This window comes from Enterobacter cloacae complex sp. P47BA (genome assembly GCF_014930485.1).
GTDB lineage: Bacteria > Pseudomonadota > Gammaproteobacteria > Enterobacterales > Enterobacteriaceae > Enterobacter > Enterobacter bugandensis.
In genome coordinates this window covers 38820-62289 of record NZ_JADBRF010000020.1, presented here as the reverse complement: position 1 = coordinate 62289, position 23470 = coordinate 38820, and the positions used below count along the sequence as shown (strand labels likewise).

Genomic DNA, 23470 nt, shown 5'->3' with positions numbered 1-23470 from the left:
ACTTATCTTCCCAACCACGGCTGTGGATTGACCGCCTGACCCTGACGACGAATTTCGAAATAGAGTGACGGGCGGCCCTGACCGCCACTGCTGCCCACAAGGGCGATGGGTTGGCCGGCGCGCACCTGGGTGCCGACGCTGACCAGCGCGCTCTGGTTGTAGCCGTAAAGACTCATGTCGCCTTTACCATGCTCGACCACCACCACCAGCCCGTAACCCTGCAGCCAGTCGGCCAGGATCACGCGGCCATCGGCGATGGCTTTCACTTCGCTACCTTCAGACGCACCGATAACGATCCCTTTCCAACGTAGCTCACCCTGCAACTGTTCGCCATAGCGATGCAGAATAGTGCCGCGAACGGGCCAGTAGGCCTGACCGCGCGGGGAACCCAGACCGCCGGTACGCGACATCAGGGAGCGTTCGCTTTCGCTTGGCTTGTAGGTGGTCCCTTTGCGGGAGGCTTCCTGCTGCTTGTCGCGAACCGCCTGCGCCTCGCGGGCCTCTTTTTCGGCGCGCGCCTTCGCTGCGGCTTCCGCACGGGCAATGCTGTTACGCAGTTTTGATTCGTTGGCGCGCATTTCGCTCAGCTGGCTCTGTCCTGCCTGAATGGAGGACTCAAGACCCGACAGCGTTTTCTTGCGTTCGTTACGGGCCTGCTCAAGTTTCGCCTGCTGCGCTTTTTGTTCGTAGAGCAACGTCTGCTGCTGGCTCTGCTTCTCTTCCAGCTCCGCTTTTTGGGTGGAAACCTCTTCACGTGTTTGTTTCAGCTGTGCAATGGTCTCCTGACGCGCCTGGTTCAGATAGCCGAAATAGGCCTGCAGACGCTGGCCGCGCTGGCTCTCTTCACCGCTGAGGATCAGCTGGAGTCCGGTATGTTCACCCTGGCGGAATGCGGCATCCAGCTGTGCTGCGAGGTTGCGCTCCTGCGCATCACGCTGGCGCTCCAGTTTGGCAATCGACGCATTCATCTCGTCGATCTGTTTGTTCAACTGGGTGAGGGTGTTTTGCGTTTCACGGAGTTTACGTGCGGCAGCGGAGATGGCCTCTTCCTGCTGCTTAAGCTGGGCGAGCAGGGTGGCGCGCTGCTGTTGCTGCTGGCGTACCGCACGCTCTTTGGCGGCGATATCGGCCTGAATGGATTTCAGCTGGTCGCGGTCATCCGCGTGTGCGGATGCGGCGCACAGCAATACGCCAGCGCTGAGTGCGCTGGCGCAAAGCAGAGGTCTGACTGATAGCCTAAGCGGCTTCACGACCCATGTGATTGAAAAAATCGCCTTTCCCCTCATGGGGAGCGATTATTCCACGATGAACAGCGGCTTACCAGTCATCTCTTCAGGGATCGGCATACCCATCAGCGACAACATGGTTGGCGCGATGTCGGAAAGCTTGCCGCCTTCTACTGCTTTCAGTGATTTATCACCCACATAAATCAGCGGAACAGGCAGGTTGGTATGGGCGGTATGCGCCTGACCGGTTGCCGGGTCGCGCATCTGCTCGGCGTTACCGTGGTCAGCGGTGATCAGCAGCTGGCCGCCAACGGACTCAACCGCTTTCGCAACCTGCTCAACGCAGTGGTCCAGCGCTTCAACCGCCTTCACTGCCGCTTCCATTACGCCGGTATGGCCGACCATGTCGCCGTTCGGGTAGTTACAAATGATGGTGTCGTACTTGCCGCTTTCGATGGCCGCGACCAGTTTTTCAGTCAATTCCGCAGAGCTCATCTCTGGCTGCAGATCGTAAGTCGCGACTTTCGGCGAGTTGATCAGAATGCGCTCTTCGCCTTTGAACGGCTCTTCAACGCCGCCGTTAAAGAAGAAGGTCACGTGCGCGTATTTTTCCGTTTCGGAAATACGCAGCTGCGTTTTGTCGTTCTTCGCCATCCACTCACCGAAGGTGTTAGCCAGCGAGGCTGGTGGGTACGCGCACGGCGCTTTGATGTCTGCCGCGTATTCGGTCAGCTGGATGAAGTCGATGTTAACCACTTTCTTACGGGCAAAACCGTCGAAGTCGCTGTTGACGAACGCACGGGTGATTTCGCGCGCGCGGTCAGCGCGGAAGTTCATAAAGATCAGCGCATCGCCATCTTCCATTGCGGCATCGGCCTGGCCTTCAGCGCGGATCACGCTCGCTTTCACGAATTCGTCGTTTTCATCACGCGCGTAAGCGGCTTCAAGTGCTTCAACCGCAGTCGGGAACTGGAATTCCCCTTTTGCCAGAGTCATCAGGTCATAGGCCTGTTCAACGCGATCCCAGCGGTTGTCGCGGTCCATAGCGTAGTAACGGCCAATGATGGAGGCCACGCGGCCTTTGCCCAGCGCAGCGAATTTGTCTTCGAAAGCTTTCAGGGACCCTTCTGCGCTGCGCGGTGGCGTGTCTCGACCGTCCAGGAAGGCGTGCAGGTAGATTTTTTCCGCACCGCGTTCAGCGGCCAGTTCAACCATCGCCATGATGTGATCTTCGTGGCTGTGCACGCCGCCTGCGGAGAGCAGACCCATGATGTGCACCGCTTTACCTGCCGCAACAGCTTTATCTACCGCACCGCAGAGAACCGGGTTAGCGAAGAAGGTGCGCTCTTTGATTTCGACGTCCAGACGGGTCAGATCCTGATACACGATACGACCCGCGCCGAGGTTAACGTGGCCAACTTCGGAGTTGCCCATCTGGCGATCAGGCAGGCCCACTTCCAGACCGGATGCGTCAATCAGGGTATGCGGACGTTTTGCCCACAGTGCATCCATGACCGGGGTTTTTGCGTTGAAAATAGCGTTATCCTGGCTATCTTCACGGTAGCCATAGCCATCCAGAATCACCAGTACCATAGGTTTTTTAGAAACCGACATTGCAACAACCTCATGCTCAAGAGTCAAAATTTGCGTAATTTTACTACAGCTGAATCGATCAAATAGCCGCAGAAGATCAAAGAAAACGCGGGGGCAAGATGCTGACCGGACCATTTTGAGGCATTTTTTTAGGTGGCATGCCGCAGAAAATGGATTAGGTTATGGTCGCTGGCTGTATTTGCCAGAACGCACAGGTATACTCCTGTCCTGGTTTTTTTATCACTTAGTCGGGAGTAGTTACCCTCCATGCAAGAAATTATGCAATTCGTTAGCCGCCATCCGGTACTGAGCATCGCGTGGATTGGCCTGCTGGCTGCTGTGCTGTTCACCACATTTAAGAGCCTGACGTCTAAGATTAAGGTTATCACCCGTGGTGAAGCGACGCGTCTGATTAACAAAGAAGATGCCGTCGTTGTCGATCTGCGTCAGCGTGACGATTTCCGTAAAGGTCACATTGCCGGCGCAATCAACCTGTTGCCAGCTGAAATCAAAGCCAACAACGTTGGTGAGCTTGAGAAACACAAAGCCCAGCCCATTATCGTTGTGGATGCGACCGGTATGCAGGCGCAGGAATCTGCCAGCGCGCTTTACAAAGCGGGCTTCGAAAACGTAACGGTACTGAAAGAAGGGATTTCCGGCTGGAGCGGGGAAAATCTTCCTTTGGTTCGCGGTAAATAAGGAGTTCAGTCATGGCCAATATTGAGATCTACACCAAAGCGACGTGCCCGTTCTGCCACCGTGCGAAAGCGCTGCTGAGCAGCAAAGGCGTCACGTTCCAGGAACTGCCGATCGACGGTGACGCGATCAAACGCGAAGAGATGATCCAACGTAGTGGTCGTACGACGGTTCCGCAGATTTTTATTGATGCGCAGCACATTGGCGGCTGTGATGACTTGTATGCGCTCGACGCCCGTGGTGGACTCGATCCGCTGCTGAGCTAAGAGACTTTAGGACAATTAAAAAGGGTATTTCCATGTCAGAACAAAACAACACCGAAATGACTTTCCAGATCCAGCGTATCTACACCAAGGATGTCTCTTTCGAAGCGCCAAATGCGCCGCACGTTTTCCAGAAAGACTGGCAGCCAGAGGTTAAACTTGATCTGGATACCGCATCCACCCAGCTGGCGGATGACGTGTATGAAGTCGTACTGCGTGTGACCGTGACCGCCTCTCTGGGCGAAGAAACTGCATTCCTGTGCGAAGTACAGCAGGGCGGTATCTTCTCCATCGGCGGCATCGAAGGCAACCAGATGGCGCATTGCCTGGGTGCATACTGCCCGAACATCCTGTTCCCGTATGCCCGTGAATGCATCACCAGCCTGGTTTCTCGCGGTACATTCCCGCAACTGAACCTTGCGCCAGTGAACTTTGATGCGCTGTTCATGAACTATCTGCAGCAGCAGGCTGGCGAAGGTGCCGAACAACATCAGGATGCCTGATGAGCACTGTTAATGCGTCAATGACTGTGATCGGTGCCGGCTCATACGGCACCGCTCTTGCCATCACGCTGGCAAGAAATGGTCACGACGTGGTCCTGTGGGGCCACGATCCAAAACATATCGCCACGCTGCAGCGCGACCGTTGCAATGTGGCGTTTCTCCCGGACGTTCCGTTCCCTGACACCCTGCACCTTGAAAGCGATCTTGCAACCGCGCTGGCGGCCAGCCGCAACATTTTGATTGTGGTGCCAAGCCATGTCTTTGGCGACGTGCTGAATCAGATCAAGCCGCTGATGCGCCCGGATGCGCGTATCGTCTGGGCGACCAAAGGGCTGGAAGCGGAAACCGGACGTCTGCTGCAGGACGTTGCCCGCGAAGCGCTGGGGGATGAGATCCCGCTGGCGGTCATCTCCGGGCCGACCTTTGCCAAAGAGCTGGCTGCGGGCCTGCCGACGGCGATCTCGCTGGCATCCACCGATCAGGCCTTCTCCGACGATCTCCAGCAATTGCTGCACTGCGGCAAGAGCTTCCGCGTCTACAGCAACCCCGATTTTATCGGCGTGCAGTTGGGTGGCGCGGTGAAGAACGTGATTGCCATCGGGGCCGGGATGTCTGACGGTATTGGCTTTGGCGCCAACGCGCGTACGGCGTTGATTACCCGCGGCTTAACCGAGATGTCCCGTCTGGGCGAAGCGCTGGGTGCCGATCCGGCCACCTTTATGGGGATGGCGGGTCTGGGGGATCTGGTGCTGACCTGTACCGATAATCAGTCGCGTAACCGCCGCTTTGGCATGATGCTCGGACAGGGCAGCGATGTAAAAAGTGCGCAGGAGAAGATTGGACAGGTGGTGGAAGGCTACCGCAATACCAAAGAAGTCCGCGAATTGGCGCACCGGTTTGGTGTCGAAATGCCAATAACCGAGGAAATTTATCAGGTATTGTATTGCGGAAAAAATGCGCGCGAGGCAGCATTGACCCTATTAGGTCGTGCGCGCAAGGACGAGCGCAGCAGCAATTAGCCGGGAAGTATCGTCACCTGAATGACCCAGCCAGCGCAGAACTGGCTGGTCATTAACTATCGTCTGGAGTAAGCAATGCCGTGTGAAGAACTGGATATCGTCTGGAATAATATTAAAGCCGAAGCCCGGGCGCTGGCCGACTGTGAGCCTATGCTGGCCAGTTTCTACCACGCAACGCTACTCAAGCACGAAAACCTCGGCAGCGCGCTGAGCTATATGCTCGCCAACAAGCTGGCGTCCTCGATCATGCCCGCGATTGCGATTCGTGAGGTGGTGGAAGAGGCTTACGCCGCTGACCCGGAAATGATTGCGTCTGCCGCCTGCGACATTCAGGCCGTACGCACGCGCGATCCGGCGGTGGATAAATATTCTACGCCGCTTCTCTACCTGAAAGGCTTCCACGCGCTGCAGGCGTACCGCATTGGCCACTGGCTGTGGAATGAAGGCCGCCGCGCGCTGGCGATCTTCCTGCAAAACCAGGTTTCCGTGACGTTTCAGGTTGATATTCACCCGGCGGCGAAGATTGGGCGCGGGATCATGCTCGACCACGCCACCGGGATCGTTGTCGGGGAAACGGCGGTGATTGAAGACGACGTCTCGATCCTGCAGTCGGTTACCCTGGGCGGTACCGGGAAAACCAGCGGCGATCGCCACCCGAAAATTCGTGAAGGGGTGATGATTGGCGCGGGGGCTAAAATCCTCGGCAATATCGAAGTCGGGCGCGGCGCGAAGATCGGCGCGGGGTCGGTTGTGCTCCAGCCCGTGCCGCCGCACACCACCGCCGCTGGCGTACCGGCGCGCATCGTTGGTAAGCCAGACAGCGATAAGCCGTCGATGGATATGGATCAGCACTTCAACGGCATTCACCATACCTTCGAGTATGGTGACGGCATTTAACTTCTGAGAATGGCGCCCGGGTAACCCAGCTGGCGCCAGGCTTCATACACCACCACCGACACCGCGTTCGACAGGTTCATGCTGCGGCTGTCCGGCATCATCGGAATACGGATTTTCTGCTCAGCGGGCAGGGCATCCAGGATCGTGGCCGGCAGGCCGCGGGTTTCCGGGCCAAACATCAGATAGTCACCCTCCTGATAGCTCGCGGCGCTGTGCGCTGGCGTGCCTTTGGTGGTCAGGGCGAACATGCGCTGCGGCTTCTCTGCTTCCAGAAACGCGGCGTAATCGTGATGGCGAACCACGGCGGTAAATTCATGGTAATCCAGCCCCGCGCGGCGCAGGCGTTTGTCGTCCCACGTAAAGCCCATCGGCTCGATGATGTGCAGACGAAAACCGGTGTTGGCGCACAGGCGGATGATATTGCCGGTGTTCGGCGGAATTTCTGGTTCGAATAAAACGATGTTAAGCATGCTGCCCCCTTAATTGCGGGGGCAGAATAGCAGAAAAGAGAGGAACTACGCGACGCCGGGTTCCTGCGAGCGGCTGTACAGCATTTTGTAGACGGTTGCCGCCGCGGCCACCAGAGCGGGCACGCTGAGGATCATTAAAATACTGTCTGCCTGCCACTGCAGGGAAAGAAGCTGGGCGCTGGTCATGGTGCCCGCCACGCCGCCAAAGCGGCCGATCCCCTGCATCCAGGCGATGCCCGTCGCGCGGCACTCGGTAGGGTAAAAGGTGGCCGCGAGGGTTTGCATGCCCGACTGCGCGCCGTTCATCGCGATCCCCATCAGGAAAATCAGCCCGCCAAACAGGGCGATATGGTTATGCTCAAGGCCAAGCAAAAGAATCAGGCCCATCGTCAGCACAAAACCACCTGCGACCACCTTGTGCGCTTCCCAGCGGTCCATCATCCAGCCCGCGAGCAGAATGCCTGCGGTGCCGCCGAAGGTAAACAGCGAGGTGAGCCAGGCGGATTCCGCCAGGGCATAACCCATCCCCTGCATCAGCGTCGGCATCCAGCTAAGCAGGACGTAGTAAATCACCAGCCCCATAAAATAAGTCACCCACAGCATCAGGGTGCCGGGTAGCCAGGGCATGGAAAACAGCTGCCCCACGCTTCCTTTTTTAGACGCGGCTTTCTCTTCCGCCAGGAAAAAGCCCGTAACGCTCTCCAGCGTGCTGCGGCTGAACCGGCTGGCAATGCGGTGAACCTGCGCGACGTCTTTCCCGCGCTGCACCAGAAATTTCACCGATTCCGGCAGCAGCAGCGCCAGCAGCACGGTTAAAATCAGCGGCGCAATCGCGCCGGTCAGCAGCACGCTTCGCCAACCGTGGTGGGGAATAAGCCAGGAAGAGATCGCGCCGCCGCCCGCAGCGCCCAGAGGGAAGCCGCAGTACATGGTATTAATCGCCATGGCGCGGCAGCGCTGGGGGGCGAACTCTGAGATCAGCGTGATGGCGTTTGGCATGGCGGCGCCGAGCCCGAGACCCGTCAGAAAGCGCCAGAGCGTCAGGGTATTCAGGCTTTGCGCCCAGGCCGTACCCAGGCTCGCCAGGCCGAAGAACAGGCACGAGAAGACCAGCACGCGCTTGCGTCCCATCCGGTCCGATACCGGACCTGCAATAAGGGCTCCCAGCGACAGCCCCAGCAGCGCCGCACTCAGCACCGGCCCCAAATCCTGCTTATGGATCCCCCATTCTGCCGACAGCGTAGGCGCGATGTAGCCCATCGCTGCCGTATCAAAACCATCGATCGCCAGAACCAGAAAGCCCAGCACGATAAGAAGCCAGTGAAACCCTGAAAAAGGACTCTCGTCGATCACCTGCTGAATATCCACCTTACCTGAATAGGTCATACGCTCCCCTCCGATGTGATGTTGTTTTTGTGTTCTTGTATTTGCTTGTCTATACAATTGCGAACGGGAGGGATGTGTCAAATTTTCTTATCCAGAATGTTACGCAGGTGTTATTTTCGACAAAAAAAAGCGCCCGAGGGGGAAATCGGACGCATGGAAAAGGTGGGGTAACGGGAGAGGATCAGGCCGCGTCGCCATGTGACAGCGGAGCCAGCGCCGCCGGTAGTTTGCTCAACTCCTGCACCAGCGAATCCTTGCTGATTTCACTGATCGACTTCGCGCCGGTCAGGGTCATCGCCACCTTCATCTCTTTCTCGATCAGGTTCAGCAGGTTTGCCACGCCCGCCTGGCCGCTGGTGGCCAGCGCGTACAGGTACGCGCGGCCCAGCAGCACGCTGTCGGCGCCCAGCGCAATCATGCGCACTACGTCCAGCCCGTTGCGGATCCCGCTGTCGGCCAGAATTGCAATATCGCCTTTCACCGCATCGGCAATGGCCGGCAGGGCGCGGGCGGAAGAGAGCACGCCGTCGAGCTGGCGTCCGCCGTGGTTAGAGACCACAATTCCATCCGCGCCAAAACGCACCGCATCGCGGGCATCTTCCGGATCGAGGATCCCTTTGATCACCATCGGGCCGTCCCAGAATTCGCGGATCCACTCCAGGTCTTTCCAGGAGATCGACGGATCGAAGTTGTTCGCCAGCCAGCCGATGTAATCCTCCAGCCCGGTCGGTTTGCCAAGGTAGGCCGAGATGTTCCCCAGATCGTGCGGTCGGCCGTTCAGACCCACATCCCACGCCCACTGCGGATGCGTTACCGCCTGCCAGTAGCGGCGCAGGGCAGCGTTCGTGCCGCTCATGCCGGAGTGCGCATCGCGGTAGCGCGCGCCGGGGGTCGGCATATCAACGGTAAAGACCAGCGTGGAGCAGCCCGCCGCTTTAGCGCGCTCCAGGGCGTTACGCATAAAGCCGCGATCGCGCAGGACGTAAAGCTGGAACCACATCGGGCGCTTGATGGTCGGGGCGACCTCTTCAATCGGGCAGACGGATACGGTGGAAAGGGTAAACGGAATGCCTTTGGCATCCGCCGCGGCAGCAGCCTGCACTTCGCCACGGCGGGCGTACATGCCGCATAAGCCTACAGGCGCGAGCGCCACGGGCATGGAGAGCGTTTCGTTAAACAGCTTCGTCTCCAGGCTCAGGTCAGACATATTCTTCAGCACGCGCTGGCGCAGGGCCACTTCTGACAGATCCTCCACGTTGCGGCGCAGGGTGTATTCGGCATACGCCCCACCGTCGATGTAGTGGAACAGGAACGGCGGCAAAATGCGCTGCGCCGCGGCGCGGTAGTCACTGGCTGCTGAAATAATCATGCTTTGTTCTCCCTGGAAATATCACTGTCGCCAGGCAGACGGGTAATACGCGCCTGTCGGGCCTGGTCTTCATCAAATCGTTTAATGGTGGTGTGCACGAAGCCGAGATGCGCCATCATCGCCTTGCGCGCGGCTTCGGCATCGCCGGCCAGAATGGCGTTGAGCACCGCCTCGTGCTGTTCGGTCAGCTGGGCAAAGACCGGCGGGACCAGATACATGCGCTGGCGGCTCTGCTTCACGGAGGATTGCAGCAGGTCGAAGAACCCGCGCATGGTCTGGAGCAGCACGACGTTGTGCGACGCCTCGGCAATCGCCAGGTGAAAACGCACGTCCGCCTGGGAGGCGATGTCCGGGTCGCTGCTTTGCGTGGCCTCAAAGCAGGCGATGAGTTTCTCTTTGTCGGCGTCGGTTGCCCGCATAGCCGCGTGCCAGGCGGTACTGGTTTCGATGGCGTGACGCGCTTCAAGGATGTCGAAGCTGTAGTCCGGGTCGTTCTCCATCAGCGTCTTCAGCGGCTGAACGATGTTTTGCTCGGACCAGTCGTCATGCTGCCAGCGTACAAAGGTGCCGCCGCCGCGACGGCTTACCAGCACCCCTTCACTGACCAGCGTTGCCAGCGCCTCGCGCAGTGAATTGCGCGACACGCCAAGCTGGGCGGCGAGCTGGCGTTCGGCGGGCAACTTCATGCCCGCTTCCAGCTGTTGTTCTTCAATCAGCGCCCGCACGCGAGAGGCAATCTCGTCGGACAGGCGTCTGGGCATCACTATCATGGGATCATCCAGGTTAAGACATAGGCCTGCAGGGTGGTGATCACGCCCACCATGCAGGTGAATATCAGGCTGTGCTTCACGGTGAAGCGGAACAGGTCCGACTCTTTGCCTACCAGTCCCACCGCGGCACAGGCAATGGCGATGGACTGCGGGGAGATCATTTTGCCGGTCACACCGCCGGTGGTGTTCGCGGCGACCAGCAGCACGTCCGACACGCCAATCTGCTGCGCAGCCGTCGCCTGCAGGGCGGCAAACAGGGCGTTAGACGAGGTATCTGAACCCGTCAGGAACACCCCCAGCCAGCCGAGGAACGGCGAGAAGAAGGTGAACGCGTGGCCGGTGTGCGCCAGCGCTAACGCCAGCGTCGACGACAGGCCGGAGTAGTTCGAGATAAACGCGAACGCCAGCACCATGCCGATGGAGTAGATCGGCAGCATCAGCTCTTTAATCGTTGCCGCAAAAGTCTGCACCGCGGCGGCAGGCTTCATGCGCAGCCACACCACGGAAAGGAGTGCCGCAAACAGGATGGCCGTACCGGTGGCGGAGAACCAGTCAAACTTAAACACTGCCGCATACGGGGTGGCGTCGTGCACGACCGGCGGCATACGGGCAACCATCTTGTCGAGGAACGGCACAGAGATGTTAATCACCATGTCGTACAGCGCGCCGCCGGGAGCGAACAGCGCTTTAAACGGCGGTATGCTCCACAGCGTCACGGTAGCGGTCAGGAACAGGAACGGCGACCAGGCGCGGACGATCTGTCCTGCGGTATAGCCCGTGCGGGCGAGGGTCTGATCCACGTGCGACGCGCCCATGTCCGCAAAGCGGAAGATACGCACCGGCTGCCAGCGTTTCAGGAACAGCGTCAGACAGACCAGCGACACCAGGGAAGAGATGATGTCCGGTAGTTCCGGGCCGAGGAAGTTTGAGCTGAGATACTGGGCAATCGCGAACGAACCGCCTGCCACCATCACCGCAGGCCAGGTCTCCTTCACGCCGCGCCAGCCGTCCATAATCGCCATGATCCAGAACAGCACGATAATGGTCAGGAACGGCAGCTGGCGGCCAACCATCTGGCCGATCTCAAAGCTGTCCAGCCCGGTCACCTGTCCGGCCACCAGAATCGGAATCCCCATCGCGCCAAACGCCACCGGTGCGGTGTTCACAATCAGGCACAGGCCAGCGGCGTACAGCGGGTTAAAGCCCAACCCGACCAGCAGCGCGGCGGTGATCGCCACCGGTGCGCCGAATCCTGCCGCGCCTTCAAGGAACGCCCCGAAGGAGAAGCCGACAATCAGCATCTGCAGACGCTGGTCCGGGGTGATGGAGAGAATCGACGAACGAATAATGTCGAACTGCCCGGTTTTGACCGAGATCTTGTAGACAAAGACGGCGGCGATGATGATCCACGCAATCGGCCACAGACCGTAGAAGAAACCATACACCACGGAGGCCAGCGCGCGATCGACCGGCATCTTGTAGAAGAACAGCGCCACCAGCAGGGCGATGGCAACGGTATACGTCGCGGCGAGGTAGCCCTTCAGCTTGAGCTTAATCAGCGCAAAGAAGAAGAACAGGATCGGTAGCGATGCGATCAGGCTCGACAGCCAGATATTGCCGGCCGGGTCGTAGTTTTGTTGCCAGAGGCTCATGCAGGTCTCCTGGGGACCAGACAGCCTGTGCTGCGGGTGAGTCTCCGCTCAACTCTGCGTCACAAACTGTGTAAAAGTGGTCCTGCCAATATTGTGTTGTAGGGTTAATGACAATGAATGGTTAACCAGATGTTATGGAGTGGCAATGGTTTTGTGAGCGCAAATAATGGAATTGTGAACCGGGGGAGGATTGATTGCGCTATTGGTTGGACCAATTCACGCGAAGGGGAAAAGAGTAGGCCGGGTAAGCGCAGCGCCACCCGGCATGAAATCAGAATGCGGTCTTACAAAAACCCGTCATCTCTTTCAGGCCCATTTCGCGGCCAAGCTCGGTCATCGGGTGCACCACCACCAGACCACGGACGCTTTTCTTCAGCTTGCCCATGTCGGCCTGCTCTTTTTTGGTGATCGCGCGGCGGTGCGGCATGTTCATCAGCTTCTGCGCTTCTTTACTCAGCTTCTGGCCTTTCACTTCGCGCAGGCGCTCGATTTCCGCTTCCAGCTTCGCGGACTCTTTTTCCAGCTCGGCATATTTCTCGGCGGAATCAACCAGAGACAGGCCGGCCATCTGGTGACGGATCAGATCCAGACGGTCGCTCAGGCGTTTAATTTCGTTCTTTTCGACTTCTTTCATGACAAATAACTCTGAAAACGGGGAATTTACAGGGAAGGATACACCAATGTGAACGGGCTTACTTCTGAAACGCTTTTTTTAAGCTGATTTTAGAAATCAGCTCAGTCAGGGAGAGGACCATAGTGGAACGGACAACCTGTTGATAGCGCAGCTTTTGCATCGCGTACAGTTCAGGGTCGCTGTTATCAAAATGGGGAGCAGGAGGCAGGGCGGTGACGCAGTGCAGCTCGCCGAACGGCCCCAGGATCTCATCATCGGTAAAAGTGTACTCATTACCGTCATGATTGAGCTCTTCGCGCAGCGCCATTAACAATTCAGCGTCTTCATACTCCTGGCGGTTGAGCACGCCAAGACCATAAATCAGCTTCAAACGCACCGACAGATCGCCCAGCGGTCCGTCTCCGTCCAGTAACGGCTCTACAGCGTACTTTACCGCGTAGTCGTCTTTGCGAAACACCTGAAGCACCAGGATATTCACCGCCTCGGTTAACAGCTCGACGGCGGCAATCAGGAAACTTCGTACGGTTTTGCCAGCATTCAGACGCTCAAGCACACGATTTTCAAAGGCCTGGGTTTGTTCCATTATTGCCTGCATATCTGACAATCTGTTATTCGGGCGCAGGCTTACCTGCGCCGGATTCTGCATCATTTGGTTGCGTTGTATGCGTTAACCGCCTCCGCAACCACGTCGCTGCTGGCGTCCAGACCGGAAATCTGCGCCAGCGCAGCCTGCGCGCCTTTGTCATCAATCAGCTGAGCCAGCTCAATCGCCTGCGGGTCCTGCTCGCTGCGGTAGTGCATCGCGGCAGCAATTCCTTTCAACAGGTTGGCGTGCGGCAGACCGTATTCCAGCGTGCCCAGCAGCGGCTTGATCAGGCGGTCGCCCGCGCTCAGCTTACGCAGCGGCTGACGGCCCACGCGCTCAACGTCATCTTTCAGATACGGGTTCTCAAAGCGACCGAGGATTTTCTGGATATATGCCGCGTGTTTATCAGCATCAAAACCGTAGCGTTTGATCAGCACCGCGCCGCTCTCTTCCATTGCCCCTTTCACCACCGCGCGGATCTGCTCATCGAGGATCGCGTCGCGAATGGTCTGATGACCGGCCAACTTTCCGAGGTACGCGGTTATAGCATGCCCGGTGTTCAGCGTGAAGAGTTTGCGTTCGACAAATGCCATCAGGTTATCAGTGAGTTCCATTCCCGGAATGGTCGGCAGCGCGCCCTTGAACTGAGTTTTATCGACGATCCACTCGCTGAAGGTTTCAACAGTGACTTCCAGCGGATCGTTGGTGGCGGATTCGGACGGCGGAACGATACGGTCTACAGCGGAATCCACAAACCCGACGTGCGCTTCAACCCAGGCTTTATCTTCCTCAGCCACGGCCGCCATAACGTGACCTTTCAGCTGCGTGGTGCCGCGCACCATGTTTTCACAGGCGATGATGTTCAGCGGTGTTTCAATGCCCTGTGCTTTACGCTTCGTCAGGCCTTTCGCGACCGCAGGAGCAATACGTTCAAGCACCACCGGACCCACGGCGGTGGTCACCAGATCAACGCTGGCGATCAGGTCAATCACGTCGTCGCCGATGCTGCTGACCGCGTTGACGCCAGAGACGGTTTCAACCTGTTCGTTTTCACCCACCACATGAACCTGATAGCTATGACGGGCATTCAGGGCATCCAGAACCACCTGATTCACATCGGCGAATGTCAGGGTAATGCCCGCGTCTGCCAGCAGTTTACCGATAAAGCCACGACCGATATTACCTGCGCCAAAATGTAATGCTTTCATAGTGTTAACCTTCATCAATGTTTTTACCCGAGAGGGCTGGGGTGAGGAACGTTTCCCCCTCACCCTAGCCCTCTCCCCGAAGGGGAGAGGGAAGAGGCGCTGCTATTTGTTGAGCAGGGCCAGAACTTCTTCAACGCTTTCAGTTTGTGCCAGGCGCTCGATGACGGACTCATCATCCAGCGCGTTGGTCAGGCTGGTAATCACCTGAATATGCTCGTTGTTACGTGCGGCAATACCAATCACCAGACGAGCGATGTCATCTTCTTCCTCACCGAAGCGCACGCCGTCAGGGTACTGACAGAACACCACGCCCGTTTTCAGCACGCGGTCTTTTGCTTCAACCGTACCGTGCGGAACCGCGATGGATTCACCCAGGTAGGTTGGGGTCAGTTTTTCACGTTCCAGCATTGCGTCAACGTATTCTGGCTGAACGTAGCCGCCTTTCACCAGTTGCTCACCGGCAAAGCGAATCGCTTCTTCTTTGTTGGTCGCGGTACGGCCGAGGAAGATGTTTTCCGCACCAAGTTTGAACAGGTGAGCATTGCTCTCGTCGAAGCTGTCCTGCAGGCTGGTGCGCACTTTCACTTCGTTGTCTTCGTGACGCTGTGCGGCAACCAGACGTTCGGTCAGGCTGGTGTACAGGCCGCTGTCCAGGAAGTTGGTCAGCGAGATGTGCTGTGCCTGCGGTACCTGACGCATAGCGCGCTCGGTCAGATCGCGGTGCGTGATAACCAGGTCAACGTCCGGCGGCAGGTTGTTAATCGCGCTGTTGGTCACAGAGATATTGGTCAAACCCGCATCCTGCACTTTCTTACGCAGCACGCCGGCACCCATTGCGCTGGAACCCATACCGGCGTCGCAGGCAACGATGATTTTACGCACGTGGCTCAGGTCGTTAGAAACATCGCCAGCCGCCAGCGGGGTCGCACCTTTGGATTCGGCTTTCATGTCGTGCATACGACGGGTTGCCGCTTCGATATCGTCGTCTTCTTTCACCTTGCTGGTTTTCAGCAGGATAGAAGAGACCACGAAGGAGACCGCCATCGCCGCACAGATCGCCGCGATGTTCGCGAAGTACGCGCCTTTAGGCGTCATCGCCAGCACCGCCAGGATAGAGCCTGGAGAAGCAGGGGAGACCAGACCGCCGCCCAGCACGCTCAGGGTGAACACACCAGTCATACCGCCGAGGATAACGGCCAGGATCAGACGTGGGTTCATCAGCACGTACGGGAAGTAAATTTCGTGGATACCGCCCAGGAAGTGGATGATAGCCGCGCCGCCAGCAGACTGCTTCGCGCTGCCGCGACCAAAGAACATGTACGCCAGCAGAACGCCCATACCTGGACCCGGGTTCGCTTCAATCAGGAAGAAGATGGACTTACCGAGATCGTGAGACTGCTGAATACCTAGCGGCGAGAAGATACCGTGGTTAATGGCGTTGTTCAGGAACAGGATTTTCGCCGGTTCAACGAAGATAGACGCCAGCGGCAGCATGTCGTGCGCTACCATGAAGTTAACGCCCGCCGCCAGCAGTTTGGACAGCACTTCAACAGCCGGACCAATGCCGAGGAACGCCAGAATCGCGAGGATCATCCCGATGATGCCCGCAGAGAAGTTGTTCACCAGCATTTCGAAGCCGGACTTGATCTTGCCATCAACCCAGACGTCGAATTTCTTAATCGCCCAGCCGCCCAGAGGACCGGCAATCATCGCACCGAGGAACATCGGCATATCCGCACCGACGATCACGCCCATGGTTGTGATGGCACCCACGACGCCACCACGGTCACCGCCCACCAGACGACCACCGGTATAACCGATGAGCAGCGGCAGGAGATAGGTAATCATTGGGCCAACAAGTTTCGCCAGCGTTTCGTTAGGCAACCACCCTGTCGGAATGAACAATGCGGTGATAATACCCCACGCGATAAACGCGCCGATATTTGGCATCACCATGTTGCTGAGGAAACGACCAAAGCTTTGAACTTTGATCTTGAAATCGGATGACATAAAACACCCCTTCTTCTGTTTACGCTTAGGCTTGCGGCCCGAGGTTTATTGTTAATGAGGCGGCAGAGGTAGCCGGACCCTGTTCTGATGCTGTGAAATCTGGCACTGAATCGTTCAACTGTCCAGACAGCGGAATTTTGTGTGATGCATGTCACGTAAATGTAGGGGGTGTGGCGTTGAATGAAGTGACCTGAGTCACAAAATAGGTGAGTAAAAAAAATACGATGGCGAAAAATAGAGCAAAAACCACCTCTTTATGTGATTGATATCACATTTTGTTTTTGCGGGTTTGTTTCTGGATTGTGACTGGTTTCACAAAATATTTTTATGCGGATTTCTCCGACTGCGATCGGCGTCAGGACGGCCTCGAGTAACACGGAAAGCTAATAAAACAGTTTTCATATGTAGTATGGCGGAAAGTTGAAACCTGAATTACGCTCATAATGTAAGGTTGAGTATATTATTATTCAGGATATATTTTGACACGCTTATAAACTTGCGTGGAGATATTATAAAAACCGATACTCCCCGGCTCTGAAATAATCAGTGTGCCTTTTAAATTTAAAAATAAATTAATTAGGCTGCGTGCTGTTTTATTAATGTAATGAGTTGACGTTGTTTAAGTGAGGAGACTATGTTTCTCAACTATTTTGCGCTGGGCGTGTTGATTTTTGTATTTCTGGTTCTTTTTTACGGAATCATCGCCATCCATGACATCCCCTATAATATGGCTAAAAAGCGTAATCATCCCCATGCCGATGCTATTCATACGGCAGGCTGGATAAGCCTGTTTACGCTCCATGCCATCTGGCCGTTCCTGTGGATTTGGGCCACGCTGTACCGCGAAGATCGCGGCTGGGGCATGCAGAACCACATTACTAAGCCTGATGAGGTTCCGGGGATGGATGCGCTGGCCAAACGCGTGGCCGAGTTAGAACACAAGCTGGCAGCGGTTCAGCCCTCTGATGATAAAAACACGCTGGAGCGCTAATCATGGATCTGTTGATTATTCTGACCTATGTGGCATTTGCCTGGGCAATCTTTAAAATATTCCGTATTCCGGTAAATCAGTGGACGCTTGCTACCGCGACGTTAGGCGGGGTGTTTATTGTTGCCGGACTCATTCTGCTAATGAACTATAACCATCCGTATACCTTTACGGCGCAAAAAGCGGTTATTTCTATTCCGATTACGCCGCAGGTCACGGGGGTGGTTAGTGAAGTGACCGATAAAAATAACCAGCTCATTAAAAAAGGCGAAGTGTTATTTAAACTGGATCCGGGCCGTTATCAGGCGCGCGTCGACAGACTGAAGGCGGACCTGGTGACCGCAACACACAATATCGACACTCTGAAAGCGCAGCTTTCGGAAGCGGTTGCCAATACGACACGCGTCTCCGCTGAGCGCGATCGACTATATAAAGATTATCAGCGCTACCTCAAAGGCAGCCAGGCGAAGGTGAATCCGTTCTCTGAAAGCGATATTGATAACGCGCGGCAGAACTATCTGGCGCAGGATGCCATGGTGAAAGGCTCTGTTGCTGAACAGACGCAGATTCAAAGCCAGCTGGACAGCATGGTGAACGGCGAGCAGTCGCAGATTGCCTCGTTACGCGCCCAGCTTGCTGAAGCGAAATACAACCTCGATCAGACCGTGGTGCGCGCGCCGAGCAATGGCTATATCACCCAGGTGCTGATTCGTCCGGGAACCTATGCCGCCGCGCTGCCGCTGCGCCCGGTGATGGTCTTCATTCCTGAACAGAAGCGCCAGATTGTGGCCCAGTTCCGTCAGAACTCGCTGCTGCGTCTGAAGCCGGGCGATGAAGCGGAAGTGGTATTTAACGCGCTGCCGGGCCAGGTGTTCACCGGTAAGCTCACCAGCGTTCTGCCTGTGGTGCCAGGCGGGTCGTATCAGGCGCAGGGTGCCTTGCAGGCACTGACCGTTGCGCCGGGTACGGATGGGGTACAGGCGCTGATTGAACTGGAGCCTAACGCCGACGTCGATGCTTTGCCGGACGGTATTTATGCCCAGGTGGCGGTCTATTCGGATCATTTCGCCCACGTCTCGGTGATGCGTAAAGTGCTGCTGCGTATGACCAGCTGGATGCACTACCTCTATCTCGATCACTAATCCTTCCGGGGCGGGAATGCGACACGCATATCTGCCCTTTTTTCATCGCTTGATCCATACTGACTTTTTCCCGGCATCAAGGATCAGGCAATGAAACTCATCGGTAGCTACACCAGTCCCTTCGTGCGAAAAATCTCGATTCTCCTGTTGGAGAAAGGGATTGAATTTGAATTCGTTAATGAACAGCCCTACAACGCCGAAAACGGCGTCGCGCAGTATAACCCGCTGGGGAAAGTTCCGGCGCTGGTGACGGACGAGGGCGAATACTGGTTCGATTCCCCCATTATTGCGGAGTATATCGAGCTGCTGGGCGTCGCCCCGGCAATGCTGCCGTCTGACCCTAAAGCGGCGCTGGCGGTGAAGCAAATTGAAGCCCTGGCCGACGGCATTATGGATGCAGCACTCACCTCCGTTCGCGAGCAGGCAAGGCCCGCCGCCCAGCAGTCAGAAAGCGAACTGCTGCGCCAGCGGGAAAAAATCAGCCGCAGTCTGGATATGTGCGAAAAGCTTATCCGGGAGGGCAAGATCCACACCGACAGCCTGGACCTGGCAACCATCGCCATCGCCTGCGCCATCGGCTATCTCAACTTCCGCCGGGTGTCCCCTGGCTGGTGCGTTGACCGTCCGCTGCTGGTGAAACTCGCAGAAACGCTCTTTAGCCGCGAGAGCTTTGCCCGCACCGAACCGCCAAAGGCTTGACGCGGGTTATAACACTTCGGCGTCGGAGGCGGTACAATCCCTCCACATGTTAACTCCCTCTCCCGTCGGGAGGGGGGAAGATATTTACTCGCCAGGCGCTTTCATGACTACTCATCATTCGCTGTACAGCCAGATCCCCGCGACCGACCGACTTCTTCGCGAGCCCCGCATTCACGCTGCCGTTGAGCGCTTCGGCCATACCGCGACGGTGGAGATGTTACGTCTGCTTCAGGATGAAGCCCGAGGCCATATCCAGGCCGAAAACGCCTTGCCCGACTGGTGTGCAGCGTGGGAGCAGGAAGTTGAGCATCGGCTGGGTGAGAAGGCGCAAAGCGCGTTACGCCCGGTGGTCAACCTGACGGGGACCGTGCTGCACACCAACCTGGGACGCGCCCAGCAGGCGGAAGAGGCGGTGGCTGCGGTCGTGCAGGCCATGCGCTCGCCGGTGACGCTGGAGTACGATCTGGACGGCGCCGGGCGCGGGCATCGCGATCGCGCGCTGGCGGATCTGCTCTGCCAGCTAACCGGTGCGGAAGATGCCTGCATTGTGAATAACAACGCGGCGGCGGTGCTGCTGATGCTGGCGGCGACCGCGAGCGGCAGAGAGGTGGTGGTGTCCCGCGGCGAGCTGGTGGAGATTGGCGGGGCGTTTCGCATCCCGGACGTGATGCGCCAGGCGGGCTGCACGCTGCATGAAGTGGGTACGACTAACCGTACCCATGCGAAAGATTATCGCGCGGCGGTGAATGAAAACACCGCCCTGCTGATGAAGGTCCACACCAGCAATTATCATATTGAAGGCTTCACCAAAACGGTTGAAGAGGCCGAGCTGGCGGCGATTGGGCGCGAGCTGAATATTCCGGTGATTGCCGATCTCGGCAGCGGTTCGCTGGTGGATCTCAGCCAGTACGGGCTGCCTGAAGAGCCGATGCCGCAAGAGATGATTGCGGCGGGTGTGAGCCTGGTCAGCTTTTCCGGCGACAAACTGCTGGGCGGGCCGCAGGCCGGAATTATCGTCGGCAAGCGCGAGCTGATTGCGCAGCTGCAGCAGCACCCGCTCAAACGCGCCCTGCGCGCCGATAAAATGACGCTTGCCGCGCTGGAGGCGACGCTGCGGCTCTATCTCCATCCGGAAAAACTGGCTGACCGCCTGCCCACGCTGCGTCTGTTAAGCCGGGATGCCGCCTCGATTCGCGCCCAGGCCGAACTGTTGCTGCCGCGCGTTGCCCCGCACTACCCCGATTTTGACGTTCGCATTGAGCCCTGCCAGTCGCAAATTGGCAGCGGTTCGCTGCCGGTAGACAGGCTGCCGAGTCAAGCGCTCACCTTCACCCCGCGTGACGGGCGCGGTAGCCGCCTTGAGGCTCTGTCGTTGCGCTGGCGTGGCCTGCCGACGCCGGTTATCGGACGGATTTACGACGGCCGCATGTGGCTGGATCTGCGCTGCCTTGAAGATGAAGAGCGATTTCTGGAGATGTTGTTGAAATGATTATTGCCACCGCCGGTCACGTCGACCACGGAAAAACCACGTTACTGCAGGCAATTACCGGCATAAACGCCGATCGTCTGCCGGAAGAGAAAAAGCGCGGCATGACCATCGATCTTGGCTATGCCTACTGGCCCCAGCCCGATGGCCGCGTGCTGGGCTTTATTGATGTTCCGGGGCATGAAAAATTTCTTTCCAACATGCTGGCGGGCGTGGGGGGCATCGATCATGCCCTGCTTGTGGTGGCCTGTGATGACGGCGTGATGGCGCAAACCCGTGAGCATCTGGCGATCCTCCAGCTGACAGGCAACCCGCAGCTGACCGTGGCGCTGACTAAAGCCGATCGCGTTGACGACGCGCGCGTCAGCGAGGTGCGCGAAGCGGTGCAGGCGACCTTACGGGAATATGGTTTTGCCGATGCACCGCTTTTTGTCACCGTAGCGACAGAAGGGCGCGGTATCGGCGAACTTCACTACCATTTGCAGCAGCTTTCGTCGCGAGACCACGCCAGCCATCACCGCTTCCGTCTGGCGATTGACCGGGCGTTTACCGTCAAAGGCGCGGGGCTGGTGGTCACCGGTACGGCGTTAAGCGGTGAAGTGAAGGTGGGCGATAGCCTATGGCTGACGGGCGTTAATAAACCGATGCGCGTGCGCGGCTTACATGCGCAAAATCAGCCTGCGGAGCACGCCCACGCCGGGCAGCGGATCGCGCTCAACATTGCCGGGGATGCGGAAAAAGAGCAGCTTAACCGCGGCGACTGGCTGCTGGCCGACGCCCCGCCCGAGCCGTCTGAACGCGTCATCGTCTCCCTGCAGACAAACGTCCCGCTGACCCAATGGCAGCCGCTGCATATTCACCACGCGGCCAGCCATATCACCGGGCGCGTGTCCCTGCTGGAAAACGATCTTGCCGAACTGGTTTTTGATTCGCCGCTCTGGCTGGCGGATAACGACCGTCTGGTACTGCGGGACATTTCCGCACGGGAAACGCTGGCCGGGGCGCGGGTAGTGACGCTGAACCCGCCGCGACGCGGCAAGCGTAAGCCTGAATACCTGCAATGGTTGGCTGCGCTTGCACAGGCTCAGGATGATAACGCCGCGCTGCGGGTGCATCTTGAGCGCGGGGCCGTGAGCCTGAGTGATTTTGCATGGGCACGCCAGCTGAGCGGTGAAGGGTTGCATCAGCTGACCCAACAGCCGGGCTTTATTCAGGCCGGCAACAGCCTGCTCGATGCGCCGGTTGCGGCAAACTGGCAGCGTAAGATCCTGAACACGCTCGCCACTTACCATGAACAGCATCAGGATGAACCCGGTCCTGGTCGTGAGCGTCTGCGACGCATGGCGTTGCCGATGGAAGACGATGCGCTGGTGCTGCTGCTGATTGAAAACATGCGCGAAAGCGGGGTGATTAAAAGCCATCACGGCTGGCTGCATCTGCCGGATCACAAAGCCGGGTTCACCGCAGAGCAGGAGGCAATCTGGCAAAAAGTGGCCTCGCTGTTTGGCGATGAACCCTGGTGGGTTCGCGATCTGGCGCGTGAAACGAATACCGACGAGCAGATGATGCGCCAGGTATTGCGCCATGCGGCGCAGCAGGGGCTGATAGTCGCGATCGTGAAAGATCGTTATTACCGTAACGATCGCATTGTGGCGTTTGCTAACCTGATCCGCGAACTGGATCAGGCGCGCGGCTCCACCTGCGCAGCCGATTTCCGCGACCGGCTGAACGTTGGCCGCAAGCTGGCGATCCAGATCCTGGAATATTTCAACCGCATCGGTTTTACGCGTCGCCGGGGTAATGACCATCTGCTTCGCGACGCGCAGCTGTTCCCCTGAGCGCTACGTGCGGCGGGAGAGTTTTTGCTTAGCCAGCCATACCGCGCCCAGCCTCCCCGCCTGGTTACCCAGCTCGCAGGGCAAAATGGGCACCTTGAGCGCCTCCCACTCCTCGAATCGCTGCAGGTACTTATCGAGCAGGAGATAGATTTTCTCCTGCTCGCTTACCCCGCCGCCAATCAGCACTGCCTGTGGATCGAACATCGAGATTACGCTGTAAACGCCGCGCGAGAGGCAATGGGCCCACTCCTCAATGGCCTCACGCAGATGCACGTCGCTCTCCATGCGTTTAAACAGCTCCTCGCCGTCAGGCATCTCTTCTTCTGATACGGCCAGCGCGCGGCGGCAGGCTTTCATCAGGCCGCTGGCCGACGCCACGTCATGCATGGGTTCGCCGTTATTACCCACGGGCAGCACGCCAAATTCGCCGGCGCGGTAATGCGACCCGCGATAAAGATCGCCTTCCATTACAATCCCGCCACCGATGCCCGTGCCGATGGTGATGCAGACGAAATGCTCGTAGTCCTTACCCGCGCCCTGCCAGCGCTCGCCCAGCGCCGCACAGTTGGCGTCGTTTTCCACGGTGACGGGAAGATCGGTCAGACCGGCGAAGAGTTCGCACAGGTTTTCGCCGTCGAGATAGTCGAGCGCGCCCGCTTTTGCCGCTTCGCCGCTGTGGTGGTTAATATGGCCGGGAAAGCTCACGCCGATACCGACGATGTCGTGTTCGTCCTGATACGCTTCAACTACCGCTTTCCACTTCTTTTTGAAGGTGTTTTTATCCTCAGGAGTATCGTACTCGTCCGTCGTCAGCTCCTTGCCATTTTCATCAATCACGCCGTGTTTGATGTGGGTTCCGCCTACGTCAAAACCGATAAACAGCTGCATCGCATCGTTCCTCATGAGCCCTTGAGCTGTTAAGTATGGCTCAGTGGCAGGAACGAAACGTAAAGTACGGTAATCCGTGATACGGCTCGTAAACCCGTCACCCACTGGCGAGAAAACCGCCAGCCGGGACTACCCTTGTTGTACACC

At 57.7% G+C, this 23470-nt stretch carries 22 protein-coding genes; 10 read left to right on the top strand and 12 right to left on the bottom strand.

Annotated features, from left to right (window positions below; genetic code table 11):
- Positions 1 to 2: 2 nt before the first annotated feature.
- Positions 3 to 1262 carry a murein hydrolase activator EnvC gene (envC, locus tag IM299_RS18895; RefSeq protein ID WP_231940812.1) on the bottom strand — a complete coding sequence of 420 codons (1260 nt, stop codon included), beginning with the start codon at positions 1260 to 1262 and terminating at the stop codon, positions 3 to 5.
- Positions 1263 to 1295: 33 nt separating this feature from the next.
- Positions 1296 to 2840: a 2,3-bisphosphoglycerate-independent phosphoglycerate mutase gene (gpmM, locus tag IM299_RS18890; protein ID WP_028015036.1), complete on the bottom strand. Its 1545-nt coding sequence runs from the start codon at positions 2838 to 2840 to the stop codon at positions 1296 to 1298.
- Between the two features lie 246 nt (positions 2841 to 3086).
- Here gpmM and IM299_RS18885 point away from each other — a divergent pair, with 246 nt between their 5' ends.
- The 5 genes from IM299_RS18885 to cysE all read left to right on the top strand — a co-directional run bounded on the left by IM299_RS18885 (position 3087) and on the right by cysE (position 6197).
- The gene (locus IM299_RS18885) at positions 3087 to 3518 is read left to right on the top strand and encodes a rhodanese-like domain-containing protein (RefSeq protein ID WP_014882007.1); all 432 of its coding nucleotides are present in this window, start codon (positions 3087 to 3089) and stop codon (positions 3516 to 3518) included.
- 11 nt (positions 3519 to 3529) lie between these two features.
- The gene (gene grxC / locus IM299_RS18880; RefSeq protein ID WP_028015037.1) at positions 3530 to 3781 is read left to right on the top strand and encodes a glutaredoxin 3; all 252 of its coding nucleotides are present in this window, start codon (positions 3530 to 3532) and stop codon (positions 3779 to 3781) included.
- 32 nt (positions 3782 to 3813) lie between these two features.
- A complete protein-coding gene (gene secB / locus IM299_RS18875; RefSeq protein WP_003860835.1) occupies positions 3814 to 4281 on the top strand; it encodes a protein-export chaperone SecB in 468 nt (155 codons plus the stop codon).
- Positions 4281 to 5300, top strand: a complete 1020-nt coding sequence (gene gpsA, locus IM299_RS18870; RefSeq protein ID WP_045630251.1) for an NAD(P)H-dependent glycerol-3-phosphate dehydrogenase — start codon at positions 4281 to 4283, stop codon at positions 5298 to 5300. The genes secB and gpsA overlap by 1 nt, the downstream gene beginning before the upstream one ends.
- A 75-nt stretch (positions 5301 to 5375) precedes the next feature.
- A complete protein-coding gene (gene cysE, locus IM299_RS18865; protein ID WP_008502718.1) occupies positions 5376 to 6197 on the top strand; it encodes a serine O-acetyltransferase in 822 nt (273 codons plus the stop codon).
- On the opposite strand, the gene trmL is transcribed toward cysE, so the two are convergent.
- The 9 genes from trmL to IM299_RS18820 all read right to left on the bottom strand — a co-directional run bounded on the left by trmL (position 6194) and on the right by IM299_RS18820 (position 16282).
- Positions 6194 to 6667 carry a tRNA (uridine(34)/cytosine(34)/5-carboxymethylaminomethyluridine(34)-2'-O)-methyltransferase TrmL gene (gene trmL / locus IM299_RS18860; RefSeq protein ID WP_193051581.1) on the bottom strand — a complete coding sequence of 158 codons (474 nt, stop codon included), beginning with the start codon at positions 6665 to 6667 and terminating at the stop codon, positions 6194 to 6196. The genes cysE and trmL overlap by 4 nt on opposite strands.
- A gap of 45 nt (positions 6668 to 6712) precedes the next feature.
- The gene (locus IM299_RS18855) at positions 6713 to 8053 is read right to left on the bottom strand and encodes an aromatic acid/H+ symport family MFS transporter (RefSeq protein ID WP_193357942.1); all 1341 of its coding nucleotides are present in this window, start codon (positions 8051 to 8053) and stop codon (positions 6713 to 6715) included.
- 181 nt (positions 8054 to 8234) lie between these two features.
- Positions 8235 to 9422 carry an FMN-dependent L-lactate dehydrogenase LldD gene (lldD, locus tag IM299_RS18850; protein ID WP_193357941.1) on the bottom strand — a complete coding sequence of 396 codons (1188 nt, stop codon included), beginning with the start codon at positions 9420 to 9422 and terminating at the stop codon, positions 8235 to 8237.
- Positions 9419 to 10192 carry a transcriptional regulator LldR gene (gene lldR, locus IM299_RS18845; protein ID WP_023294814.1) on the bottom strand — a complete coding sequence of 258 codons (774 nt, stop codon included), beginning with the start codon at positions 10190 to 10192 and terminating at the stop codon, positions 9419 to 9421. Before lldR ends, lldD begins: the two co-directional genes overlap by 4 nt.
- Complete coding sequence (gene lldP, locus IM299_RS18840; protein WP_045630254.1) at positions 10189 to 11844, bottom strand: L-lactate permease; 1656 nt, start codon at positions 11842 to 11844, stop codon at positions 10189 to 10191. Before lldP ends, lldR begins: the two co-directional genes overlap by 4 nt.
- 271 nt (positions 11845 to 12115) lie before the next feature.
- Positions 12116 to 12478 (bottom strand): YibL family ribosome-associated protein, encoded by a 363-nt coding sequence (locus IM299_RS18835; RefSeq protein ID WP_028015044.1) that lies wholly within the window; start codon positions 12476 to 12478, stop codon positions 12116 to 12118.
- A gap of 58 nt (positions 12479 to 12536) precedes the next feature.
- A complete protein-coding gene (gene mtlR / locus IM299_RS18830; protein ID WP_028015045.1) occupies positions 12537 to 13127 on the bottom strand; it encodes a mannitol operon repressor MtlR in 591 nt (196 codons plus the stop codon).
- Complete coding sequence (gene mtlD / locus IM299_RS18825) at positions 13124 to 14272, bottom strand: mannitol-1-phosphate 5-dehydrogenase (protein ID WP_193357940.1); 1149 nt, start codon at positions 14270 to 14272, stop codon at positions 13124 to 13126. Before mtlD ends, mtlR begins: the two co-directional genes overlap by 4 nt.
- A 102-nt stretch (positions 14273 to 14374) precedes the next feature.
- Positions 14375 to 16282, bottom strand: coding sequence for a PTS mannitol transporter subunit IICBA (locus IM299_RS18820; protein WP_193357939.1), 1908 nt, complete (start codon positions 16280 to 16282; stop codon positions 14375 to 14377).
- A gap of 634 nt (positions 16283 to 16916) precedes the next feature.
- Here IM299_RS18820 and IM299_RS18815 point away from each other — a divergent pair.
- From IM299_RS18815 to selB, 5 genes are all read left to right on the top strand, one after another.
- A complete protein-coding gene (locus IM299_RS18815; RefSeq protein WP_028015048.1) occupies positions 16917 to 17273 on the top strand; it encodes a DUF3302 domain-containing protein in 357 nt (118 codons plus the stop codon).
- Positions 17274 to 17275: 2 nt separating this feature from the next.
- The gene (locus IM299_RS18810; protein ID WP_048958477.1) at positions 17276 to 18412 is read left to right on the top strand and encodes an HlyD family secretion protein; all 1137 of its coding nucleotides are present in this window, start codon (positions 17276 to 17278) and stop codon (positions 18410 to 18412) included.
- A 90-nt stretch (positions 18413 to 18502) separates the two neighbouring features.
- Positions 18503 to 19111 carry a glutathione S-transferase gene (locus IM299_RS18805; RefSeq protein ID WP_048958475.1) on the top strand — a complete coding sequence of 203 codons (609 nt, stop codon included), beginning with the start codon at positions 18503 to 18505 and terminating at the stop codon, positions 19109 to 19111.
- Between the two features lie 103 nt (positions 19112 to 19214).
- Entirely contained in the window at positions 19215 to 20600 is a 1386-nt protein-coding gene (selA, locus tag IM299_RS18800) for an L-seryl-tRNA(Sec) selenium transferase (protein ID WP_193357938.1), read from the top strand.
- The gene (gene selB, locus IM299_RS18795; protein WP_193357937.1) at positions 20597 to 22435 is read left to right on the top strand and encodes a selenocysteine-specific translation elongation factor; all 1839 of its coding nucleotides are present in this window, start codon (positions 20597 to 20599) and stop codon (positions 22433 to 22435) included. Before selA ends, selB begins: the two co-directional genes overlap by 4 nt.
- Before the next feature lie 3 nt (positions 22436 to 22438).
- Here the strand turns inward: selB and IM299_RS18790 are convergent, their stop codons facing one another.
- Positions 22439 to 23323: an ROK family protein gene (locus IM299_RS18790; RefSeq protein WP_028015053.1), complete on the bottom strand. Its 885-nt coding sequence runs from the start codon at positions 23321 to 23323 to the stop codon at positions 22439 to 22441.
- Positions 23324 to 23470: the final 147 nt, after the last annotated feature.